15 protein-coding genes are annotated in these 16,883 nt (G+C 60.9%); 1 reads left to right on the forward strand and 14 read right to left on the reverse strand.

Annotation, left to right across the window (positions count from 1 at the left end; all coding sequences use genetic code 11):
• Genes GYH35_RS19165 through GYH35_RS19195 form a run of 7 tightly spaced genes read right to left on the reverse strand, consistent with a single transcriptional unit; the run spans position 1 to position 7,631 of the window.
• Positions 1-1,965 (reverse strand): bifunctional aldolase/short-chain dehydrogenase, encoded by a 1,965-nt coding sequence (locus tag GYH35_RS19165; RefSeq protein WP_161829249.1) that lies wholly within the window; start codon positions 1,963-1,965, stop codon positions 1-3.
• Positions 1,962-2,663, reverse strand: a complete 702-nt coding sequence (locus GYH35_RS19170; protein ID WP_161829250.1) for a ribulose-phosphate 3-epimerase — start codon at positions 2,661-2,663, stop codon at positions 1,962-1,964. Before GYH35_RS19170 ends, GYH35_RS19165 begins: the two co-directional genes overlap by 4 nt.
• Position 2,664: 1 nt before the next feature.
• The gene (lsrF, locus tag GYH35_RS19175) at positions 2,665-3,558 is read right to left on the reverse strand and encodes a 3-hydroxy-5-phosphonooxypentane-2,4-dione thiolase (protein WP_161812919.1); all 894 of its coding nucleotides are present in this window, start codon (positions 3,556-3,558) and stop codon (positions 2,665-2,667) included.
• The gene (locus GYH35_RS19180) at positions 3,551-5,566 is read right to left on the reverse strand and encodes an alpha-ketoacid dehydrogenase subunit alpha/beta (RefSeq protein ID WP_161829251.1); all 2,016 of its coding nucleotides are present in this window, start codon (positions 5,564-5,566) and stop codon (positions 3,551-3,553) included. The genes lsrF and GYH35_RS19180 overlap by 8 nt, the downstream gene beginning before the upstream one ends.
• Complete coding sequence (locus GYH35_RS19185) at positions 5,566-5,796, reverse strand: biotin/lipoyl-containing protein (RefSeq protein ID WP_161829252.1); 231 nt, start codon at positions 5,794-5,796, stop codon at positions 5,566-5,568. Before GYH35_RS19185 ends, GYH35_RS19180 begins: the two co-directional genes overlap by 1 nt.
• A gap of 14 nt (positions 5,797-5,810) precedes the next feature.
• Positions 5,811-6,767, reverse strand: a complete 957-nt coding sequence (locus tag GYH35_RS19190; RefSeq protein WP_161812916.1) for a carbohydrate kinase family protein — start codon at positions 6,765-6,767, stop codon at positions 5,811-5,813.
• A gap of 3 nt (positions 6,768-6,770) precedes the next feature.
• Positions 6,771-7,631, reverse strand: coding sequence for a class II fructose-bisphosphate aldolase (locus GYH35_RS19195; RefSeq protein ID WP_161812915.1), 861 nt, complete (start codon positions 7,629-7,631; stop codon positions 6,771-6,773).
• 153 nt (positions 7,632-7,784) lie between these two features.
• Between GYH35_RS19195 and GYH35_RS19200 the strand changes: the two genes are divergently transcribed.
• Positions 7,785-8,675, forward strand: coding sequence for a MurR/RpiR family transcriptional regulator (locus GYH35_RS19200; RefSeq protein ID WP_161812914.1), 891 nt, complete (start codon positions 7,785-7,787; stop codon positions 8,673-8,675).
• 19 nt (positions 8,676-8,694) lie between these two features.
• Here the strand turns inward: GYH35_RS19200 and GYH35_RS19205 are convergent, their stop codons facing one another.
• The 7 genes from GYH35_RS19205 to GYH35_RS19235 form a co-directional block, all read right to left on the reverse strand.
• A complete protein-coding gene (locus tag GYH35_RS19205; RefSeq protein WP_161812913.1) occupies positions 8,695-9,357 on the reverse strand; it encodes a trimeric intracellular cation channel family protein in 663 nt (220 codons plus the stop codon).
• A gap of 21 nt (positions 9,358-9,378) precedes the next feature.
• Entirely contained in the window at positions 9,379-10,110 is a 732-nt protein-coding gene (locus tag GYH35_RS19210) for an endonuclease/exonuclease/phosphatase family protein (protein WP_161812912.1), read from the reverse strand.
• A 56-nt stretch (positions 10,111-10,166) separates the two neighbouring features.
• Positions 10,167-10,679: a hypothetical protein gene (locus tag GYH35_RS19215; RefSeq protein WP_161829253.1), complete on the reverse strand. Its 513-nt coding sequence runs from the start codon at positions 10,677-10,679 to the stop codon at positions 10,167-10,169.
• Positions 10,680-10,866: 187 nt separating this feature from the next.
• Positions 10,867-12,411: a Fic family protein gene (locus GYH35_RS19220; RefSeq protein ID WP_161812910.1), complete on the reverse strand. Its 1,545-nt coding sequence runs from the start codon at positions 12,409-12,411 to the stop codon at positions 10,867-10,869.
• Between the two features lie 205 nt (positions 12,412-12,616).
• Entirely contained in the window at positions 12,617-13,417 is an 801-nt protein-coding gene (locus GYH35_RS19225; RefSeq protein ID WP_161829254.1) for an ImmA/IrrE family metallo-endopeptidase, read from the reverse strand.
• 145 nt (positions 13,418-13,562) lie between these two features.
• Positions 13,563-14,279: a TSCPD domain-containing protein gene (locus tag GYH35_RS19230; protein WP_161812908.1), complete on the reverse strand. Its 717-nt coding sequence runs from the start codon at positions 14,277-14,279 to the stop codon at positions 13,563-13,565.
• A gap of 49 nt (positions 14,280-14,328) precedes the next feature.
• Positions 14,329-16,473: an adenosylcobalamin-dependent ribonucleoside-diphosphate reductase gene (locus GYH35_RS19235; RefSeq protein ID WP_235936816.1), complete on the reverse strand. Its 2,145-nt coding sequence runs from the start codon at positions 16,471-16,473 to the stop codon at positions 14,329-14,331.
• Positions 16,474-16,883: the final 410 nt, after the last annotated feature.

Raw genomic sequence — 16,883 nt, forward strand, 5'->3', positions numbered from 1 at the left:
TCAGATGACCCGCTCGTTGCCGCCATCCACTGGAATCTGCGCGCCCGTGGTCCTGGAGAACCGGGGCCCGCACAGTTCGGCGGCCAGCTCCGCCACATCTTTGCTCGTCACCTCGACCTTGAGGACGTTGTTTGTTTTGTATTCCTGGACACTCAGTTTGTAGGAGGCCGCACGCGCGGCCAGCACTTCAGGTGTCCAGATGGCCGTATCGAAAACGGCATTCGGATGCACGCAGTTCACGCGAATGCCATCGCCACCCCACTCCAGCGCCGCAACTCGCGCCAGCTGTTGCATCGCCGATTTCGAAGCCGAGTAAGCCGCAGCTCCCGGCCCCGGGGCGGCGACATTCTTGGATCCGATAATCACCACCCGCCCCCCGCGCGGCGCGAGCTTCAGCAGTGGATGACATTCCCGCATCAGCACCAGGTTTGCATCCAGATTAATACTCATGGTCCGGCGCCATACGTCGGTGGCCAGCGCGGCAATTGGCGAGCTCTTTGGAAAGATCCCGGCATTCAGGACCAACATATCGATCGAACCGAAGGTGCGCACGGCCTGATCCAGCGCCGCGCCGATCCGCTCCTCATCGGTGAGATTGCACTCGATGCCCAGATAGCTCTTCCGGTCGTACAGATGTTTGACGGCCGGCGCCACATCCAGGCCGATGACGGCGGCGCCGCGCGCGAGTAATGCATCGACGCAGGCTTTGCCGATGCCCGAAGCCGCCCCAGTCACCAGCGCTACTTCACCCAGGAAATCGCATTCAGGATCGGGCTTCGTGAGCTTGGTGCGCTCCAGGTCCCAGAACTCGACATCGAAGAAGTCTCTGGCTGGCAGCGCCTTCCAGCCACCGAGTTTCTCGGCGCTCATGATGATGTCGATGGTGTGCCGATAGATATCTTCGGCGATACCCGCATCCTCGGCGCTCCGGCCCAGCACCACCATCCCGAGCTCCGGATCCAGAATGACGCGCGGCGCCGGATCGACGACCGCCAATGTGCGTCCCGCTGCGTAGGCCCGCGCATAATCTTGATATGCCGCCGCGTAGGCCGCGACATCGCGCCCCACCATCGGCACGCGCTTCGTACGAATGACGTGATCGGGCGTCACGCCGCCACGCTGAGACAACTCGAGCACATCGGTACGCCGAGCAAAGCCCAACGCCTGTGAGTCCGAGCGCACTGTCATCACCATAGGCGCTCCGGCCGCGTCGCTCACTTTTCGACGAAGCGCCGCGATCTCCGCGCGTGGCTGAGGCTTCACCGGCTGCGTAAGCCATTCGATCCGGCCGGCGCCGTGCGTCTCGAGATAGCGCTCCGCCTGCGACACCAGATCGATCATGCGCTCGTAAGAAATCTTCGCCGATTCGCCGAAGGTAAAGAGCCCGTGATGCATCAGCACGACGCCAATGGTTTCGCGCGTCGCTTCCTTGGAAAGAATCTCGCGGCACAGACGCACCAGCTTGAAGCCCGGCATCGCATAAGGAATGATCACGACCTGCGTGCCGTAGATCTCCTGCAAGCGCTCGAAGCCATTGCGTGAGTTCATCACGGCGATGAGCGCATCGGCGTGCGTATGGTCGACGAACTTCTGTGGAAGTAGCGCGTGCAGCAGCGTTTCCACCGACGGCGCGGGAGCGGAGGCACGCGTCAATGACAACTTCAGCTCGCTCTCCATCTGCTCGTCGGACAGTTCGGAGAGACTCACGAGCCGTAGCAGCCGCCGCAACCGACACGGCGAAAATCCGGCCGCGTCGATCGTGCTCAGATCCGCGCCGCGACCTTTGACGTACAGCACTTCTTCGGATTCGCCGAAGAGATTCGGCTCGAGCAGCTTGACCGAGGTGTTGCCGCCGCCGTGAAGGACGAGCGAAGGATCGCGACCGAGCAGGCGCGAAGTGTAGACCCGTTGCCCCAACGGCCCCTGGAATCGGAGCGCGTCCTGATCGTTCCACAAACTGTTCATCGCAACGCGCCTGTCATGGCCCTGGCATTCTCCAACGGAGCCTTGCCATCGAAGACCGCGCTGCCGGTGACGATGATGTCGGCGCCGAGGCGGGCGATGCTCCCAATGTTGTCTCGCGTGACGCCGCCGTCCACGCATATCAACGCCGTATCTCGCACGATCTCTCGCAGCCGTTTGACACGATCGCAGGTCGACGCGATGAACTTCTGACCGCCCCAGCCGGGATTCACCGCCAACATCAGCACCAGCTCGAATTCGCCCGCCAGCGGCTCCAGCACTTCCAGCGGCGTGCCGGGATTCAAAGCGATGCCACGCACGATGCCGCGGTTCGAATCGTTGGCATTGGTCATCTTGCCCAACGCCTGCAGCACGCGATGAATATGACGAGTGGATTCAGCGTGCACAGTGATGATGTCGGCGCCGGCGGCGACGAACGCATCCAGCTTGCTGAGCGGATCTTCGATCATCAGGTGCACGTCTTTGAGCAGACGCGTCTTGAGCCCCGCGACGACGGGCGCGCCCATGGTCAACATGGGGCAGAACATGCCGTCCATCACATCGAAGTGCAGGAGTTCGACGCCGGCGCTTTCGAGGATCTCCAGCTGCGAGCCTAGCGTCAGCCAGTCCGCGGTGAGCACCCCAACGCTGATCTGAGGCGCGGAGGCGCGCAAACGATCAACCAGAGGTGAGCGCGCCATTTCAACGTCCTTTCGACTCTTCGCTTCTCAACGTCAGGAACAGCTCATGCGCTTCCTTCGGCTTGAGACCGCTGTGCACGACTTTGTGAATCGCCAGCATCATGGCGCGCGGCGCTTCGCTCTGGAAAATATTGCGCCCCATGTCGACGCCGGCGGCGCCTCGCTGAATCGCGTTATAAGCCATGGTCAGCGCGTCCAATTCCGGCAGCTTCTTGCCGCCCGCCATCACGATGGGCACTGGGCACGAAGCCGTGACCGTTTCGAAACCTTCGGCGCAGTAATACGTCTTGACGATCTGCGCGCCCAGCTCGGCACAGATGCGGCAGGCCAGGCGGAGATACTGAGCATCGCGCGTCAGCTCCTTGCCCACGGCGGTAACCGCCATCGTCGGAATGCTATAGCGCAGGCCCATGTCGACGAGCCGCGTCATGTTGTGAACCGAGTGCGTCTCGAACTGTCCGCCGATGAACACCTGCGTGGTCAGCGCCGAAACATTCATGCGAATGGCGTCTTCGATATCGACCGCCAGCTCCTCGTTCGACAGTTCCTTGAGAATGCTCGGACCGCCGCTACAACGCATGACGATGGGTTTGTTGATCGCCGGCGGCACCGTGGTCCGCAAAATGCCGCGCGTGAGCATCAGTGCATCGGCCATGGGCATGAGCGGGACGATGTTGAGGTCCACCCGTTCCAGGCCGGTCGTCGGCCCTTGGAAATATCCATGGTCGATGGCGAGCATCACCGTGCGCGCGGTTTCAGGATTGAAGATGCGCGCCAGGCGATTCTTCATGCCCCAGTCGAGCGAGCCCGCTCCGCGCAGAAAGAATCCGGGCGTGCGCATCGGCACGTCCTCGTGGAAATTCTTTGCTTCTCTGAGTGCTTCTGTATCAGCCATGGCTTTCCTCCAATATCTCGCGCACTCCCATCGAGATGCAGTCCGCATTGGGGCGGTATGCGTTTTCGAGCACGGGAGTGAAAGGAACAGGAACATCGGGCGAGGCCACGCGCGTTACGCGCACGGACGGCCAACGCTCGGCGATACCGGCGGCGATCTCGGCGCCCACGCCGCCAGTCACCGGCCCTTCTTCGACGATGACGGCGTGACCGGTCTTGCGCACCGATGCGCCGATCGTTTCCCAATCGATGGGAGACAGACTGCGCACGTCGATCACTTCCGCGTCGAGCTCATCGGCCACTTGCATTGCGTAGTGGACCATCAAGAGCCAGGCCAACACCGTCACGCGCTTGCCTTCGCGCCGAACCGCGGCTTTGCCGATCGGTACCACATAGTCTTCCAACGGAACATCGCTCGACGCATCGACCGCACCGCCCTCGGCGCGCGCGCCCTTCGAGCCGTACAACAACTTGTGCTCGAACATGAGCACAGGATTGCCGTCGCGTAACGCCGCCTTGAGCAAGCCCTTGGCGTCGTATGCATTCGAGGGCGCAACTACTTTCAGCCCAGGAACGCCAGTGAAATAGCGCTCCATGTTTTGCGCATGCTGCGAGCCTCGGCCCGTCGCCCCTACCGGCGCACGCATGACCAACGGGACGCTGATCGTTCCGCCGGACATGTAACGAAGCTTGGCCGCGTTATTGATGATTTGATCGCTCGCGAGGAACAGGAAATCGCCATACTGCACGTCGGCGATCGGCCGCATGCCCATCACGGCCGCCCCGGTGGCCAGGCCGAAGAAACCGAGCTCCGCGATCGGTGTATTGATCATCCGCTCCGGAAATCTTTTCTCCAGGCCCAGCGTCACCGTGAACGCACCGCCCCACCCCCCCGGCACCCCAATATCCTCGCCGATGCAGAACACGCGCGGATCCGCAGCCATTTCTTCGGTAATACCCTCGCGCAACGCCTCGGCAATGCCGAGACGCCGCGTTGATCCACCTGCGCTCACGACGGGGTTTAGTTGTTCATTGAGCGCAGATGGCCGCGGCGACGCCTCGGCAAAAACGTAGTCGGTCAGGTCGCTGGCGCTCGGATGAGGCGCGACCTTTGCTCGCTCGACCGCTGCGGTGAGCGTCTTTTGAATGCGGGTATTGATGAGCTCGTGCTCTTCGGCCGTAATCTGAACCTTCGCGGCGAAGCGCTCGATGGGATCGCGTTGCGCCCAGGCCTCGCGCTCATCCTTCGGTTGGTAATGACACGGGTCGCGACGCGAGTGCCCGGTGCGACGATAGGTCATCAGCTCCAGCAGCACCGGACCGTGGCCGGCGCGACATTCGGCGACCGCCTTCTGTGCAGCTTCATACACTGCGAGAACATCGTTGCCGTCGACTGTTTCACCGCGGAATCCGTACGACTTCGCGCGATCCGAGATGCGCGAGTTCTTCATTACCAGATCGACATGCGTCGACGCGCCGTACAGATTGTTCTCGCACACCAGGATGAGCGGCAGATTCCAGATGGCCGCCATGTTGACGCCTTCGTGGAACGCGCCTTCGGCGATGGCGCCGTCACCGAAGAAGGACGCCACTACGTGTGGCTTGTTTTCCAACTTGAATGACAGCGCCATGCCGGCGGCCAACGGAATGCCGCCTGCCACGATGGCGATACCCGGCACCATCCCCTTGCTCATATTGCCGACGTGCATCGAGCCGCCCCGGCCCTTGCAACACCCGGTCTCCGCGCCAAACAGCTCATCCATCAATTCTTGCGGCGCCAATCCCTTGGCCAGCGCATGGCCGTGGCCACGAAATGTCGAAGTGATCCAATCATCGGACGACAGCGCCGTGCACACGCCGACAGCGGTCGCCTCCTGGCCCTGACATTGATGAATCGTTCCCGGCATGGTGCCTTCGAGGAACAGGAATTTGACCGTGTCCTCGAACTCGCGGATCAGCACCATCCGCTCGTACATGTCGAGCAGGAACTTGCGATCGTAGCCAGGCATCAGCTCACCTTGATGGTCGCGATGACGGTGCCGACGGGAACCTTCTGCCCGGACTGCACATGGATGGTGGCCAGGGTGCCGTTGGCGATGCACTCCACTTCCTGGACCGCTTTGTCGGTTTCGATCTCGAGCAGCGCCTGACCGCGCTTCACGGGGTCGCCCACATTAGCCAGCCAGCGGGTGATGCCGAGCTCCACGCCTTCGTTGGTGGCGAGATCCGGCATCTTCATATTTACATCCATCGTCAATGTTCCTCGCTGGTAACAGGCAACGGATGCGTGCCTAGAAATGTATCGGCTTCTTCGGCGCTGAACACGGAGTCGGTTGTGCCCGCAGCCCTGGTAGCGGACGCGCCGACGGCGCTCGCATAGCGAAGTGTTTGCTGCAGGTCCCAGCCCTCGAGCAGGCTGCGGATGACGCCCGACGTGAATGCATCCCCGGAGCCGGACGGATCGACGACAGCCATGCGGTAGGCCCCGCAACTCCACATCTTGCCGTCCCGCCCGGCGACGGACCCATGTGGGCCACGCGTGATGATCACGGTGTTTGCACCGGCATCTTTCAGCGCGCTCAGTTGGTCGTGCGGATCGGCGAAACCCGTGAAGGCGCGCGCTTCGTCGTCGTTCGGCAGAAATACATCGATGTAGGGCAGCAAGGGGGCCAACTGCGCCATGCCCGTCATTCCTTGCGGAACGACCACATCGACGACGGTCTTGACCTCGGCTTCCCTGCAGAACTGCAGCAGCGCTTTGAGCTTCGCGAAGTCGATGCCCGGCATGACAAACAGGCCGCCGAGATAGAACACTTTCAGCGACTCCAGCCACTGGGGCGAGATGCGATCGATGCTGAATGCGTGGTTGGCGCCGAATGTATGCAGGTAACGGCGATCCTGATTTTCAATCAGCAGCACGATCGTCCGACTGGTCGGATACTGCTCGACCCGCTCTACCAGCGAACAACCGACGTCGTGCCTGTTGAACGCTTTGAAAAGCGTTTCGGCGGAGCCGTCGCGGCCGACACAGCCGACGACATCGACACTGACGCCTTGTTTGGCCAGATCGATAGCGACATTCGCGGCACAACCGCCGGCTCGTACCGGCAGGTCGTCCAGCGCGTGCAATTGTCCCGCCGGTGGCAGGGCCGGAAGCGGGCCACAGAATGTGTCTTCGACCAGGATTCCTGCGCAGCCCACATCAGGCATGGCTCACGCCCTTCCGCAGCAACCGAGAAGATCGATCCGCTCCAGTACCGCTTCCTTCACGACGCGACGGCCGATCACCATCAGGTCGGTGCCGCTGCCATCGCCGAGCAGTGCATGCGGATTCGGCTCGGCGGTGTCCAGCGCCTCGCGGATGGTTCGAAGATACTTCTGTTTCATATAGGTGCCATAGTTGATCTTCCTGACACCCAGATGGATGGCGGCCTTGATCGAGTCGTCCTCGATACCGGTCCCCCCGTGTAATACCAAGGGCACATCGAGCCGCCGGCCCAGCGCTTCGAGCCGGCTCAGATCCAACGGCGCGCGGCCTTGCAGTTTGATTTCTTCGTTCCCGACGCTGACCGCGAGCAGATCGACGCCAGTTTCCGTTACGAACTGCACGGCGCCGTCGGCGTACGCGGCGGTGTCCAGATCGTCGGCTTCGAAATCCGCTTCCACCGCGACCTGCCGGCTGTGGGCCAATGCCGTGAGCCGCTTCACCCGGCGGGTGTAATCCTCCAGCGGCGCATGCGGATCGGCCGGCATGACCAGGTTGAACCCCGCGCCGATGGCCTGTTCCACCCACGCATCGTTGGGGCATTCATTGAAGATGAACCCGACCGGCACATCGGCTTCGATGGCCGCCGCTTTGCCGAGCGCGGCGTACAGGCGCAACTCCTGGGCCGAGGCGTTCTGCCGTTCCGCGAGCCATTCGCCGTTGAAGCCGATGATGATGGGCGAGCGGGTTGCCTCGGCCGCATCGATCACGCCTTGCACGGACTCGAGGCTCCAGCTTTCGAAATAGCCGAGCGCATAGTCGTGATGGCGGGCGTGCTGCATCAGTCGATTGATCGGTTCGAGCGACATTGGAAAAACCCGCGATGACAAAGACTGAAATGGCTGTGAACTAGCGCCGGAACTACGACTGAACTATGTTCACTAATATTGTAGTGTTACTGAACTTGGTTCAAAACTACGCGGCCGCTGGTGTGCTGTCAAGGCTGCTCATAGAATGGTCCTGTGCGACGCAAGAACTCTGCATTAAAGGCATCGACTGACACGCTTGGGGGCGACGGCCGGCGGCCGTTGCTGACCTATATCAAAGGCATCCTCGCGTCCCTCAATCCGACAGACCGGTTGATCGCCGACTGTGTGCTCGCCGACCCGGAACGGGTCATCACCTCATCGATCGCACAGTTGAAAGACGACTGTGGCGCCAGTGTCGGCGCCATCGTGGCGTTCTGCCGTCGCGTCGGTGTCGCGGGTTTTGCCGAGTTCAAAATCGCCCTGGCCCGCGACCTGGCGCAGTCGGGCCTGCCGGCCGGACAGGGGCAGGAAAGCGGCACGCTGCTCGAGAAGGTGTTCCAGGTTCACGCGCAGAGCCTGACGGAAACCTTGCAGATCAACCCGCCCGCCCAGTTCGAGAAGATCGCGCAAGTCATCGACAAGAGCCGGCGCGTGGAGCTGTTCTCCATCGGCCTGTCCTATCCGGTCGCTCACACGGCGTACTGCAAGTTCCTGCTGCTGGGACTGCAGGCGTCGGCGCATTTCGACTCGCATATCCAGCTCATCGCCGCGACTCAGCTGGAGAAAGGCGATGTGGCCATCGGTATTTCGTTGTCGGGCACCACTCGCGAAACGGTGGAATGCCTGAAAGTCGCCAAGGCCAAGGGCGCCACCACCATCGGGCTCACCAATGCCATGAAGTCGCCGATCACGACTTACAGCGATTACTGCCTGTACGCGACGCCGAGCGAGATCAAATATTTCCAGGCGCCGCTCGCCTCGCGCGTGACGCAGCTGGCGTTGATCGATGCGTTATTCGTTTTTCTGGCGCTGAAACACAAGAGCCGCACGGCGGCCAAGCTGCAGTCCTCCGGCGAGGAACTGATCAAGCGCCGGATCGAGTGAGACGGTTGCGAATACCGACTTACAATCTGGCGTCTTTCTGCACGTCCTTGCGCTCGCCGGCGCCGCCGCGTGGCTGTTGAAACGCCTTCGGCAGTTGCCAGCCACGCTTGATTGCCATCGCGCGCAAGACGAAACAAAACGCAGCTCCGCATAAGGCGGCAGGAAGCGGTGGCGCGCCGAACTGATCGCCCAACACCACCACCGTCGCTCCGGCGAGCGCGGCCACCGCATACAGGTCCGCACGCAACACCAGAGGAATCTGCGCGAGGAGTAAATCGCGAGCGACACCGCCGCCAATGCCGGTGAGCATGCCGAACAACGCCGCCATCACCGGATTGAGCTCGTATGCGAGCGCCTTCTGAGTTCCTGCTACCGCGAACAGCGCAAGACCCGCCGCGTCAAACATTCGCACCGGATTCTCCATGCGCTCGATGGCGGCATGCCACCGGAACGCGATGATCCCCGCGACGGCGGACGTAGCAAGAAACCGCCAATCCGTAATCGCCGCCGGCGGCGTGGCCCCAATCAAAACATCCCTCGCGATACCTCCAGCACATGCCGCCGCAAACGCCAGCACGAGAACGCCAAAGATATCCAACTGCCGCCGCGCCCCTGCCGTCGCACCAGCGAGCGCAAACACGAAGGTGCCGGCGAGATCGAGGACCAGGACGAGGGTTTTCATGAGAGCGCCTGCAGCAATCGTTTACGGCGCGCGCCGCTCTATCACCGCCAGAATTCCCTTGTGATCGCTGATGCCCTCCAGCACCTGCACCTGTGTCACCCGATATTCCGGCGTCGAGAAAATGGTATCGACTGCCAGCTCGAGCGCGCCGGCGTAATGGAACTGCGGGTCGAGCGTGGTGGTGACATCCGGCGGCAAGTGATCTACCAGCCCTAACTCGCCCGTGAACCTCGAGAACATTTCCCCGCCGCGAGGCGCATTGAAGTCGCCACACAAGACATAGTCGGGATATGGCATCAGCACCTGTTTGAGCCGCGCGAAATCTTCGCGTTGTTCGTCGGTCGGTTCGCCGTTCCTCGACCAGGTGAAATGAGTGGTGCCGATCTTGTAATACCGCCCCTCGTGCGGGAGCTCCGTCATGACCACCAAGCGCCGTGGATCGTTCGGCTGCTTGAAGATCCGGATGCGGGGATCGTCGGCATAGTAACTGACGGTTTGATTATGAACCGGCACCCGAGTCAGCACCGCCAAGCCCCAACTGCGCGGACTGGTATTGCCCGCCTCGCCCTCCGGCATGAGCGCGCTGAGGGCGTACTTCACTTGATAGCCGCCCGCCGCCGCGAGCTTCGCACAGTCCTTCTCGAATACTTCCTGCAAGCAGACGATGTCTGGCAAGTGCGTGGCAATCGTCCGCGCCACCCGGTCGAGATGACGATCGTGTTCGATATTCAGGGTCAGTAGTTTGAGCGGCATAGCCGCAACAGTACGCGGCGGCCGGTGAAAAGGAAAATCACGACCGCCGCGACGGATCAGGTGTCGCCTGCGTGCGTCATGCGCGTTTTCGCATGCAGCGCCTTGATCTTCACTCCATCGGTGAGCGTTTTCACCAGCGTGACCCTGTCCTCGCCGACCGTATGCACCTTCATTTGAATCCCCGCCATCGTCACCGAGCGCTGCTCGGTATACGACACCTCGGCGGTCCAGGGGTGCAGCCAGTCGCGGCTCACCTCGACGTCGTCGCGCCGGACATTCATGCCGCTCACGACGAGCTTCATGGCCGGAACGACCTGCGCGTAGTAATCGCACAGGTCCTCCTTGCCTCCCTCCATATCGAGCGGGCGGCCCGGCGTCGTGCGGTCATCGATCGAGAACTCCAAGTCCTCGTGCATCATCTCGCAAATGCCGTCCGCATCGCCGTTCAGCGAGAGCTGCTCCCATTCGTCGAGATAGTTCATCGCGCCTCGCGGCCCGAGGCTCATGAAGCCCGAGCCATAAATCCAGGCGAGCGCGATCGTTACGACCCAGAAGAGCTTCTTCATCATGCGTCCTGCGATTGAGCTGGAGCGAATGCTCGCGCAGTCGCGGCTGTCCGTGTGCGACGAGCGTCACGTTCCCGGTACGCACGGAATCGCCCGCTCCCTCTCGATTAACAATTCCGGCGCGGCGTCGCCCAGCCCGTGCGCGTGACGGCCATAGTAGCGGCCCGGTGGTCAGCGGCGGGCACCTACGCTACTCCCCCGGCCCGCGTCGATCTGCGTTCGACGCCGCTTCATGAAAACTCTGCGCAACTACTTCTTCCGCCCGGTCAACTTCTTCGTCCCGCATCCAGCTGAAATGCGATTTGCGCTTGTTGGTCGATAGACGGTTGTTATTTTGGTGCACGACACGAATGAACGTGTCCATGGAATGAGGCGGCCAGTCCAGCATTCCGTTGAGAGCTTTCTTGGCAAGATCATATCCGAGCAGGTACGTTATTTCCTGTTCGAGGTCCTGCTCCACGGTGCAATCGAGCGCGTGATACAGGAAGCTCGCTTGCTCGGTGGCATCGAAGTACTGGTAGTACACCGCCTCATTTCCCTGAGCCTGCATCTTCGAGACGATCGGATCGTATGAGGTGATGGCGTTGAGAGGCTTCGAGAATGCCTTCAGCGCCGCCGAATAGGATTCAAGATGAGCGAGAATGACGGCCGACACTGGAAGGATGATTCCCTTCGGCGTGAATTCGGCAACCGACAGTTGCTCATGGATCAGGTAGCGGTGCAATCGCCCGTTGCCGTCGATAAACGGATGTATGAATACGAAGCCGAAAGAGACGCTCGCCGCGGCAATGACCGAGTCGAGCGCAGCGGGAGCGGCTCGCAGTCGGTCCGAGAAGCGGACCAGGCCGTCCATAAGGGGACGCACATCATCGGGTCGCGGAGGTACGAACTCGACGCGTGGCATGTGCCCCAGACCATGATCTCCGATCCAGTTCTGCTCAATCCGATAGGACGCCTCGCGGAAGCGTTCGTCGACGACGGCGTTCTGCAACTCGATGAAGCGGTCCTCGCTCAACGGTTCACCGGATTCTGCTTTCCGAAGCAGATCGGCGAAGCGCTGGGCACGGGCGGGACTGGGACGCTCGCGCTCCACTTCGAACGAGGAGTGAGTTTCCTTTAGATAGAGATATTCAGCGGCGCGCCGTAGCAGGCCCGCATCGTACTTCTCAAGCTTCTCCTTGGTCCGAACTTTGAGGTTCTTGCCAACCATCGTCTCGAGATAGTCTGTGCGCCGCACGAGTGGGCAGAACGCACGGTTACCCGGGAGATTGTCAATCACTCGATATTTAGGATCTCGTGGACTCTGGTCGAGGCGCATTCCGAATTGCAGAGACTCGTCGAGGACCGGGAGGTAGGCTGACTTCGGCGACACCTCCAGCGGCGCGATATCGAGCCTCTCCCCTGTGAGCCATTCATACAGGTAGCCGATGCGCCGAGAGAACGCGGACTGGAGTTGGGCTGTGATGAGCTGTCGAACGGGCTCGTCGCCCAGTTGCGCGAAGAGCAGCGCGAGCACGGTCAGGTTCAGACCTTCGTAGCGAAGCGCGAACTGCAGGTCACCAGACAGGGTGTCCTCAGGGCGGTAGGAAGGCTGAAACTCGCAAATCTCGCTGCTTCCATCGTTCCGGGTTCGCCGGCCGTGGACGGCGGTGGCGACCTGCGCGACGATTGGAAGCGCTGGAAGCTTGAGTTGGTAACGCTCCACTAGGCGGGCGTACCCGATCGGCTCGCCCATACTGAACTCCTACAAAATTCACCCGCGGCGTACATAAATGGGCCGCACTGGCGCCCACAGTACAAAAACGAGCCGCGATAATCCACTTCAGGCGGGTGAGCCGGAGATAGTGGCCATAAAAAAGCCCCGCCGTATCGGCGGGGCTTCAGTCGGCCAGGTTAGTCCCCATCGTGCCGTAAAGAAATCCAGTTGCAGAGGCTGCCCGCTAAAACCTGACCAACCCCAGCTCTTCCAATCGAATCGCCATCACCTCGACCGAAACGCCGAACTTTTCATCGAGGGAATGAAAGTGCCTGGAGTTGTAAGAATGCGCCGATGCGAGCCTACGGCTCAGGTCGCGCTCACTTCGACATTTGCGTTTTAGTTGGGCGAGAGGCTCCGCCGTCAACGCGAAAGCAGTCGCGTCAGTCAGTTCGAAGGGCGCTGCAAGAAATCTGTTAATGAAGGCCTCTCGGACCAACTTCTCTGGCAACAGAAAATATGCAGCAAACTCATCTGCTTCACGTTCCTGAGGATCGCGGGAGCGAGCCGCCGAGCCATCGGGCGCTCGGTCTCTGTGCAAGCCAGAGCCCGTATGTAGAAGCGCATGACCCAGTTCGTGAGCAGCGGTGAAATTTCGCGACCAAGGATCGAAACGCCGCGAGACACGCACCTCGCCGTGATCTCGATCCATCAATCCCGCCACTTCATACGTGTCCTTTCCCGCAGCATGCTCCCCGAGCGATTCATGCTCAACGACTCTGTATCCAAGTGCTTTCAATGCCAAAGCAGGATCCACAATCTGAGCTGGCTCGACGTCAGCGGCCCCGAGCAACCTCTCTCGATGCGTCCACATTAACCTGTGGAGCGTTCGGGCGATCAACTCGAGATCGCGTTTGGCAAACGGGCGCCCTCTACGATACCCGTTCATCACTTGAGCAGCATTGAGTACTGGCTGGTCAAGTGCGGGCAGGACAGCATCGTACTCACCCGCACCATTTAGATGGGCGTAGGGGTTCTTGAGCAACTCTCGGCTTTTTCTGATTCGAGAATCCACATTCCGAGTCATATCGTGCAGCCCTGCCTGTCACAGGCGATCGCTGAAGAATCAACCAGACATTTAGCTCACACATTCGTTCATTCAAAGGAGGGAGCGCCGAGCCAGCCCCGGCTCATCCGCACTTCGAATCGCCGCAGTTCAAACAAGTCATGCAGCCGTCCATCAACACGACCGCGGTGGTGCTGCACTTGGAGCACAGCTGCGCGCCCTCGGGGAAATGGCTCTTCGCAAAGGCGTCGACCTGTTTGTTGCGCGCCTCGTACTCGGCCTTCTTTTCCTCGATGAGCTTCTTGCGCTCCTCTTCCATTTCCGGCTTCTTCAGCAGGCCGATGGTCTGCAAATGCTTTTCGACCACGTAGCCGAGCTCGGCGATGATGGACGGCATGAACTTGCCGCCGCTCTGCCAGTAGCCGCCGCGAGGGTCGAACACGGCTTTCATTTCATCGACCAGGAAGGTCACGTCGCCGCCCTTGCGGAACACGGCCGAGAGAATTCGGGTCAACGCCACGATCCACTGGAAATGATCCAGGTTCTTGGAGTTGATGAAGATCTCGAACGGCCGGCGCTGCTCGTGGCGGGTGCCTTCGTTCAGGATGATGTCGTTGATGGTCACGTACATGGCGTGATCCGACACCGGCGTCTTGATCTTGTAGGTCGAGCCGATCAGCACGTCGGGACGCTCGACTTTCTCGTGCATCCAGACGACGTTCGATTCTTCCTTGCGTTCCTTGGCCTGCACGGCTTCGGCGGCGGCTTTTTCGGCCGCAGCCTTGTCCTCGGGCTTCTCGACCCGGTACTTGATGATTTTCTTGTCGATCTTGGAGCTCATGGTTTGACCTGCTTCAAGTGCGGCGGGCGCTGCGCGCCCGCCAGCGACTTTAAAATTTTCCGTAGTAGCCTTCTTTGAGCGCGTCGAAGAGATTCGCGGCGGTGTGCTTCTCGCCGTCGTACTCGATCTCTTCGTCGCCACGCACCTTCACTTCGGTGCCGTCTTCCAGCGTGAACACGTACGTGGTGTTCTTCAGATCTTCTTCCTTGACCAGCACGCCCTGGAACGCTTCCGGGTTGAACCGGAACGTGGTGCAGCCCTTCAGGCCCTGCTCGTAGGCATACAGATAAATGTTCTTGAAATCCTCGTACGGATAATCCGTCGGCACGTTCGCCGTCTTGGAGATCGAGGAGTCGATCCACAGCTGCGAGGCCGCCTGGATGTCGACGTGCTCCTTCGGCGTGATGTTGTCCGCCGTCGTGAAGTAGTCGGGCAGCTTCTCGGCCGCGTTGGTCGAGTTCGGCATCGCGCGCGGATTGATCAGCTCGCGGTAGGCCAGCAGCTCGAAGGAGAACACGTCGATCTTCTCCTTGCTCTTCTTGCCTTCGCGGATGACGTTGCGGAAGTAGTGATGCGCGAACGACGGCTCGATGCCGTTGGACGCATTGTTCGCCAACGACAGCGAGATCGTGCCGGTCGGCGCGATCGAGCTGTGATGCGTGAAGCGCGCACCCACTTCCGCCAGCTCATCGACCAGTTCCGGCGCGGCTTCGGCAACGCGTTGCATGTAACGGCTGTACTTGGCGTGCAAGGTGCGGCCGTGAATCTTCTGACCGACGCGCCAGCCGTCCTTCTTCATCTCGGGACGCTTGCGGAGCATTTCCGCCGTCACGTCGAACTCCTCGACCATGATCGGAGCCGGGCCCTTCTCACGCGCCAGCTCGAGGCCCGCTTCCCAGCCCGCGAGCGCCATTTCGCGCGACACGTTCTGTGTGAAAGCAACCGACTTCTTCGAGCCGTACTTCATGCACTGCATGGTGATCGCCGAGCCCAGGCCCAGGAAGCCCATGCCATGGCGGCGCTTGCGCATGATCTCGTCGCGCTGCTGACCGAGCGGCAGGCCGTTGATCTCGACCACGTTGTCGAGCATGCGCGTGAACACCTTCACGGCCTTGCGGAACTCTTCCCAATCGAAGCGCGCGTTTTCGGTGAATGGATCGAGCACGAAGCGCGTCAGGTTGATCGAGCCCAGCAGGCACGAGCCATACGGCGGCAGCGGCTGCTCGCCGCAAGGATTGGTCGCGCGAATGTTTTCGCACCACCAGTTGTTGTTCATTTCATTGACTTTGTCGATGAGCACGAAGCCCGGCTCGGCGAAGTCGTAGGTGGACGACATGATCACGTCCCACATGCGCTTGGCCGGCAGCGTCTTATAGATCTTGCAGCAGACCAGGCCGGTCTCGTTCACGACATAGCCGTCCTTGGTCGGCCACTCGCGCCACACGTACTGGGAGCTGTCCTGCAGGTTCTCGCCGCCTTCCAGCTCGCGCTGGCTGACCGGGAAGGCGAGCTGCCAGTCCTGGTCCTTCTTCACCGCCTCGACGAATTCGTCGGTGATCAGCAGCGACAGGTTGAACTGACGCAGCCGGCCGGCTTCGCGCTTGGCGCGGATGAAATCCATTGCGTCGGGATGACCGATATCGAATGTGCCCATCTGCGCGCCGCGACGACCGCCGGCCGACGAAACGGTGAAGCACATCTTGTCGTAGATATCCATGAACGACAGCGGGCCCGACGTGTATGCGCCGGCGCCGGAGACATACGCCCCCTTCGGGCGCATGGTCGAAAATTCGTAGCCGATGCCGCAGCCGGCCTTCAGCGTCAGGCCCGCTTCGTGGACCTTCGCGAGAATGTCATCCATCGAGTCCAGAATGGTGCCGGACACGGTGCAGTTGATCGTGGAAGTGGCGGGCTTGTGCTCCAGCGCGCCGGCGTTCGAGGTGACGCGGCCAGCCGGAATCGCGCCCTTGCGCAGGGCCCACAGAAACTTTTCGTACCATTGGTCGCGCACGTCTTCTTTCTCGACGTCGGCGAGCGCACGGGCGACCCGTTTATAGGTGTCGTCCATGGAGCGATCGACGGGCGTGCCGTCTTTGGCGGAGAGGCGGTATTTTTTGTCCCAGATATCCAGCGAGGCTTCCTGGAACGGAATGCTGTTGACATCCATGGGCTCAAGTTTGATTGCGGTCTTCATGCCGGCAAAGAACTCCGGATTGCGAGCGGGCGCCAATCGTCCCCAACTGACGTCCCAAAACTCCCTCCAGCACGAGCCCCTTCAAAGCCCATGACTGGCGGTCCATCTGACCTGCGCAGTTATCTCGCCGGTCGTGTTTTTCTTTCCACAGCGAGACACTACATATTGTGTCAGAGGCACAAGCCTAGACCTGCCATCTGAAGCCGTCAAGAAACCCTCCTTCGAAAAATAGGCTCGGAAAGCCCCTATAGTTCAAGGGCTTGCTGGCTTTCGCGGGAGGATTTCGGCGCTGCCGAAAAGAGGTCGCCAGTATCACCGCAAACGCAGCAAACCACAACATCTTGTGTCCACCCGGTATCAACTGTAAGCGCACAAGTTATCCACAGCGTGCCCACCGGTGTGTCCACAGA

Source organism: Steroidobacter agaridevorans (assembly GCF_009932555.1).
Taxonomy (GTDB): domain Bacteria; phylum Pseudomonadota; class Gammaproteobacteria; order Steroidobacterales; family Steroidobacteraceae; genus Steroidobacter; species Steroidobacter agaridevorans.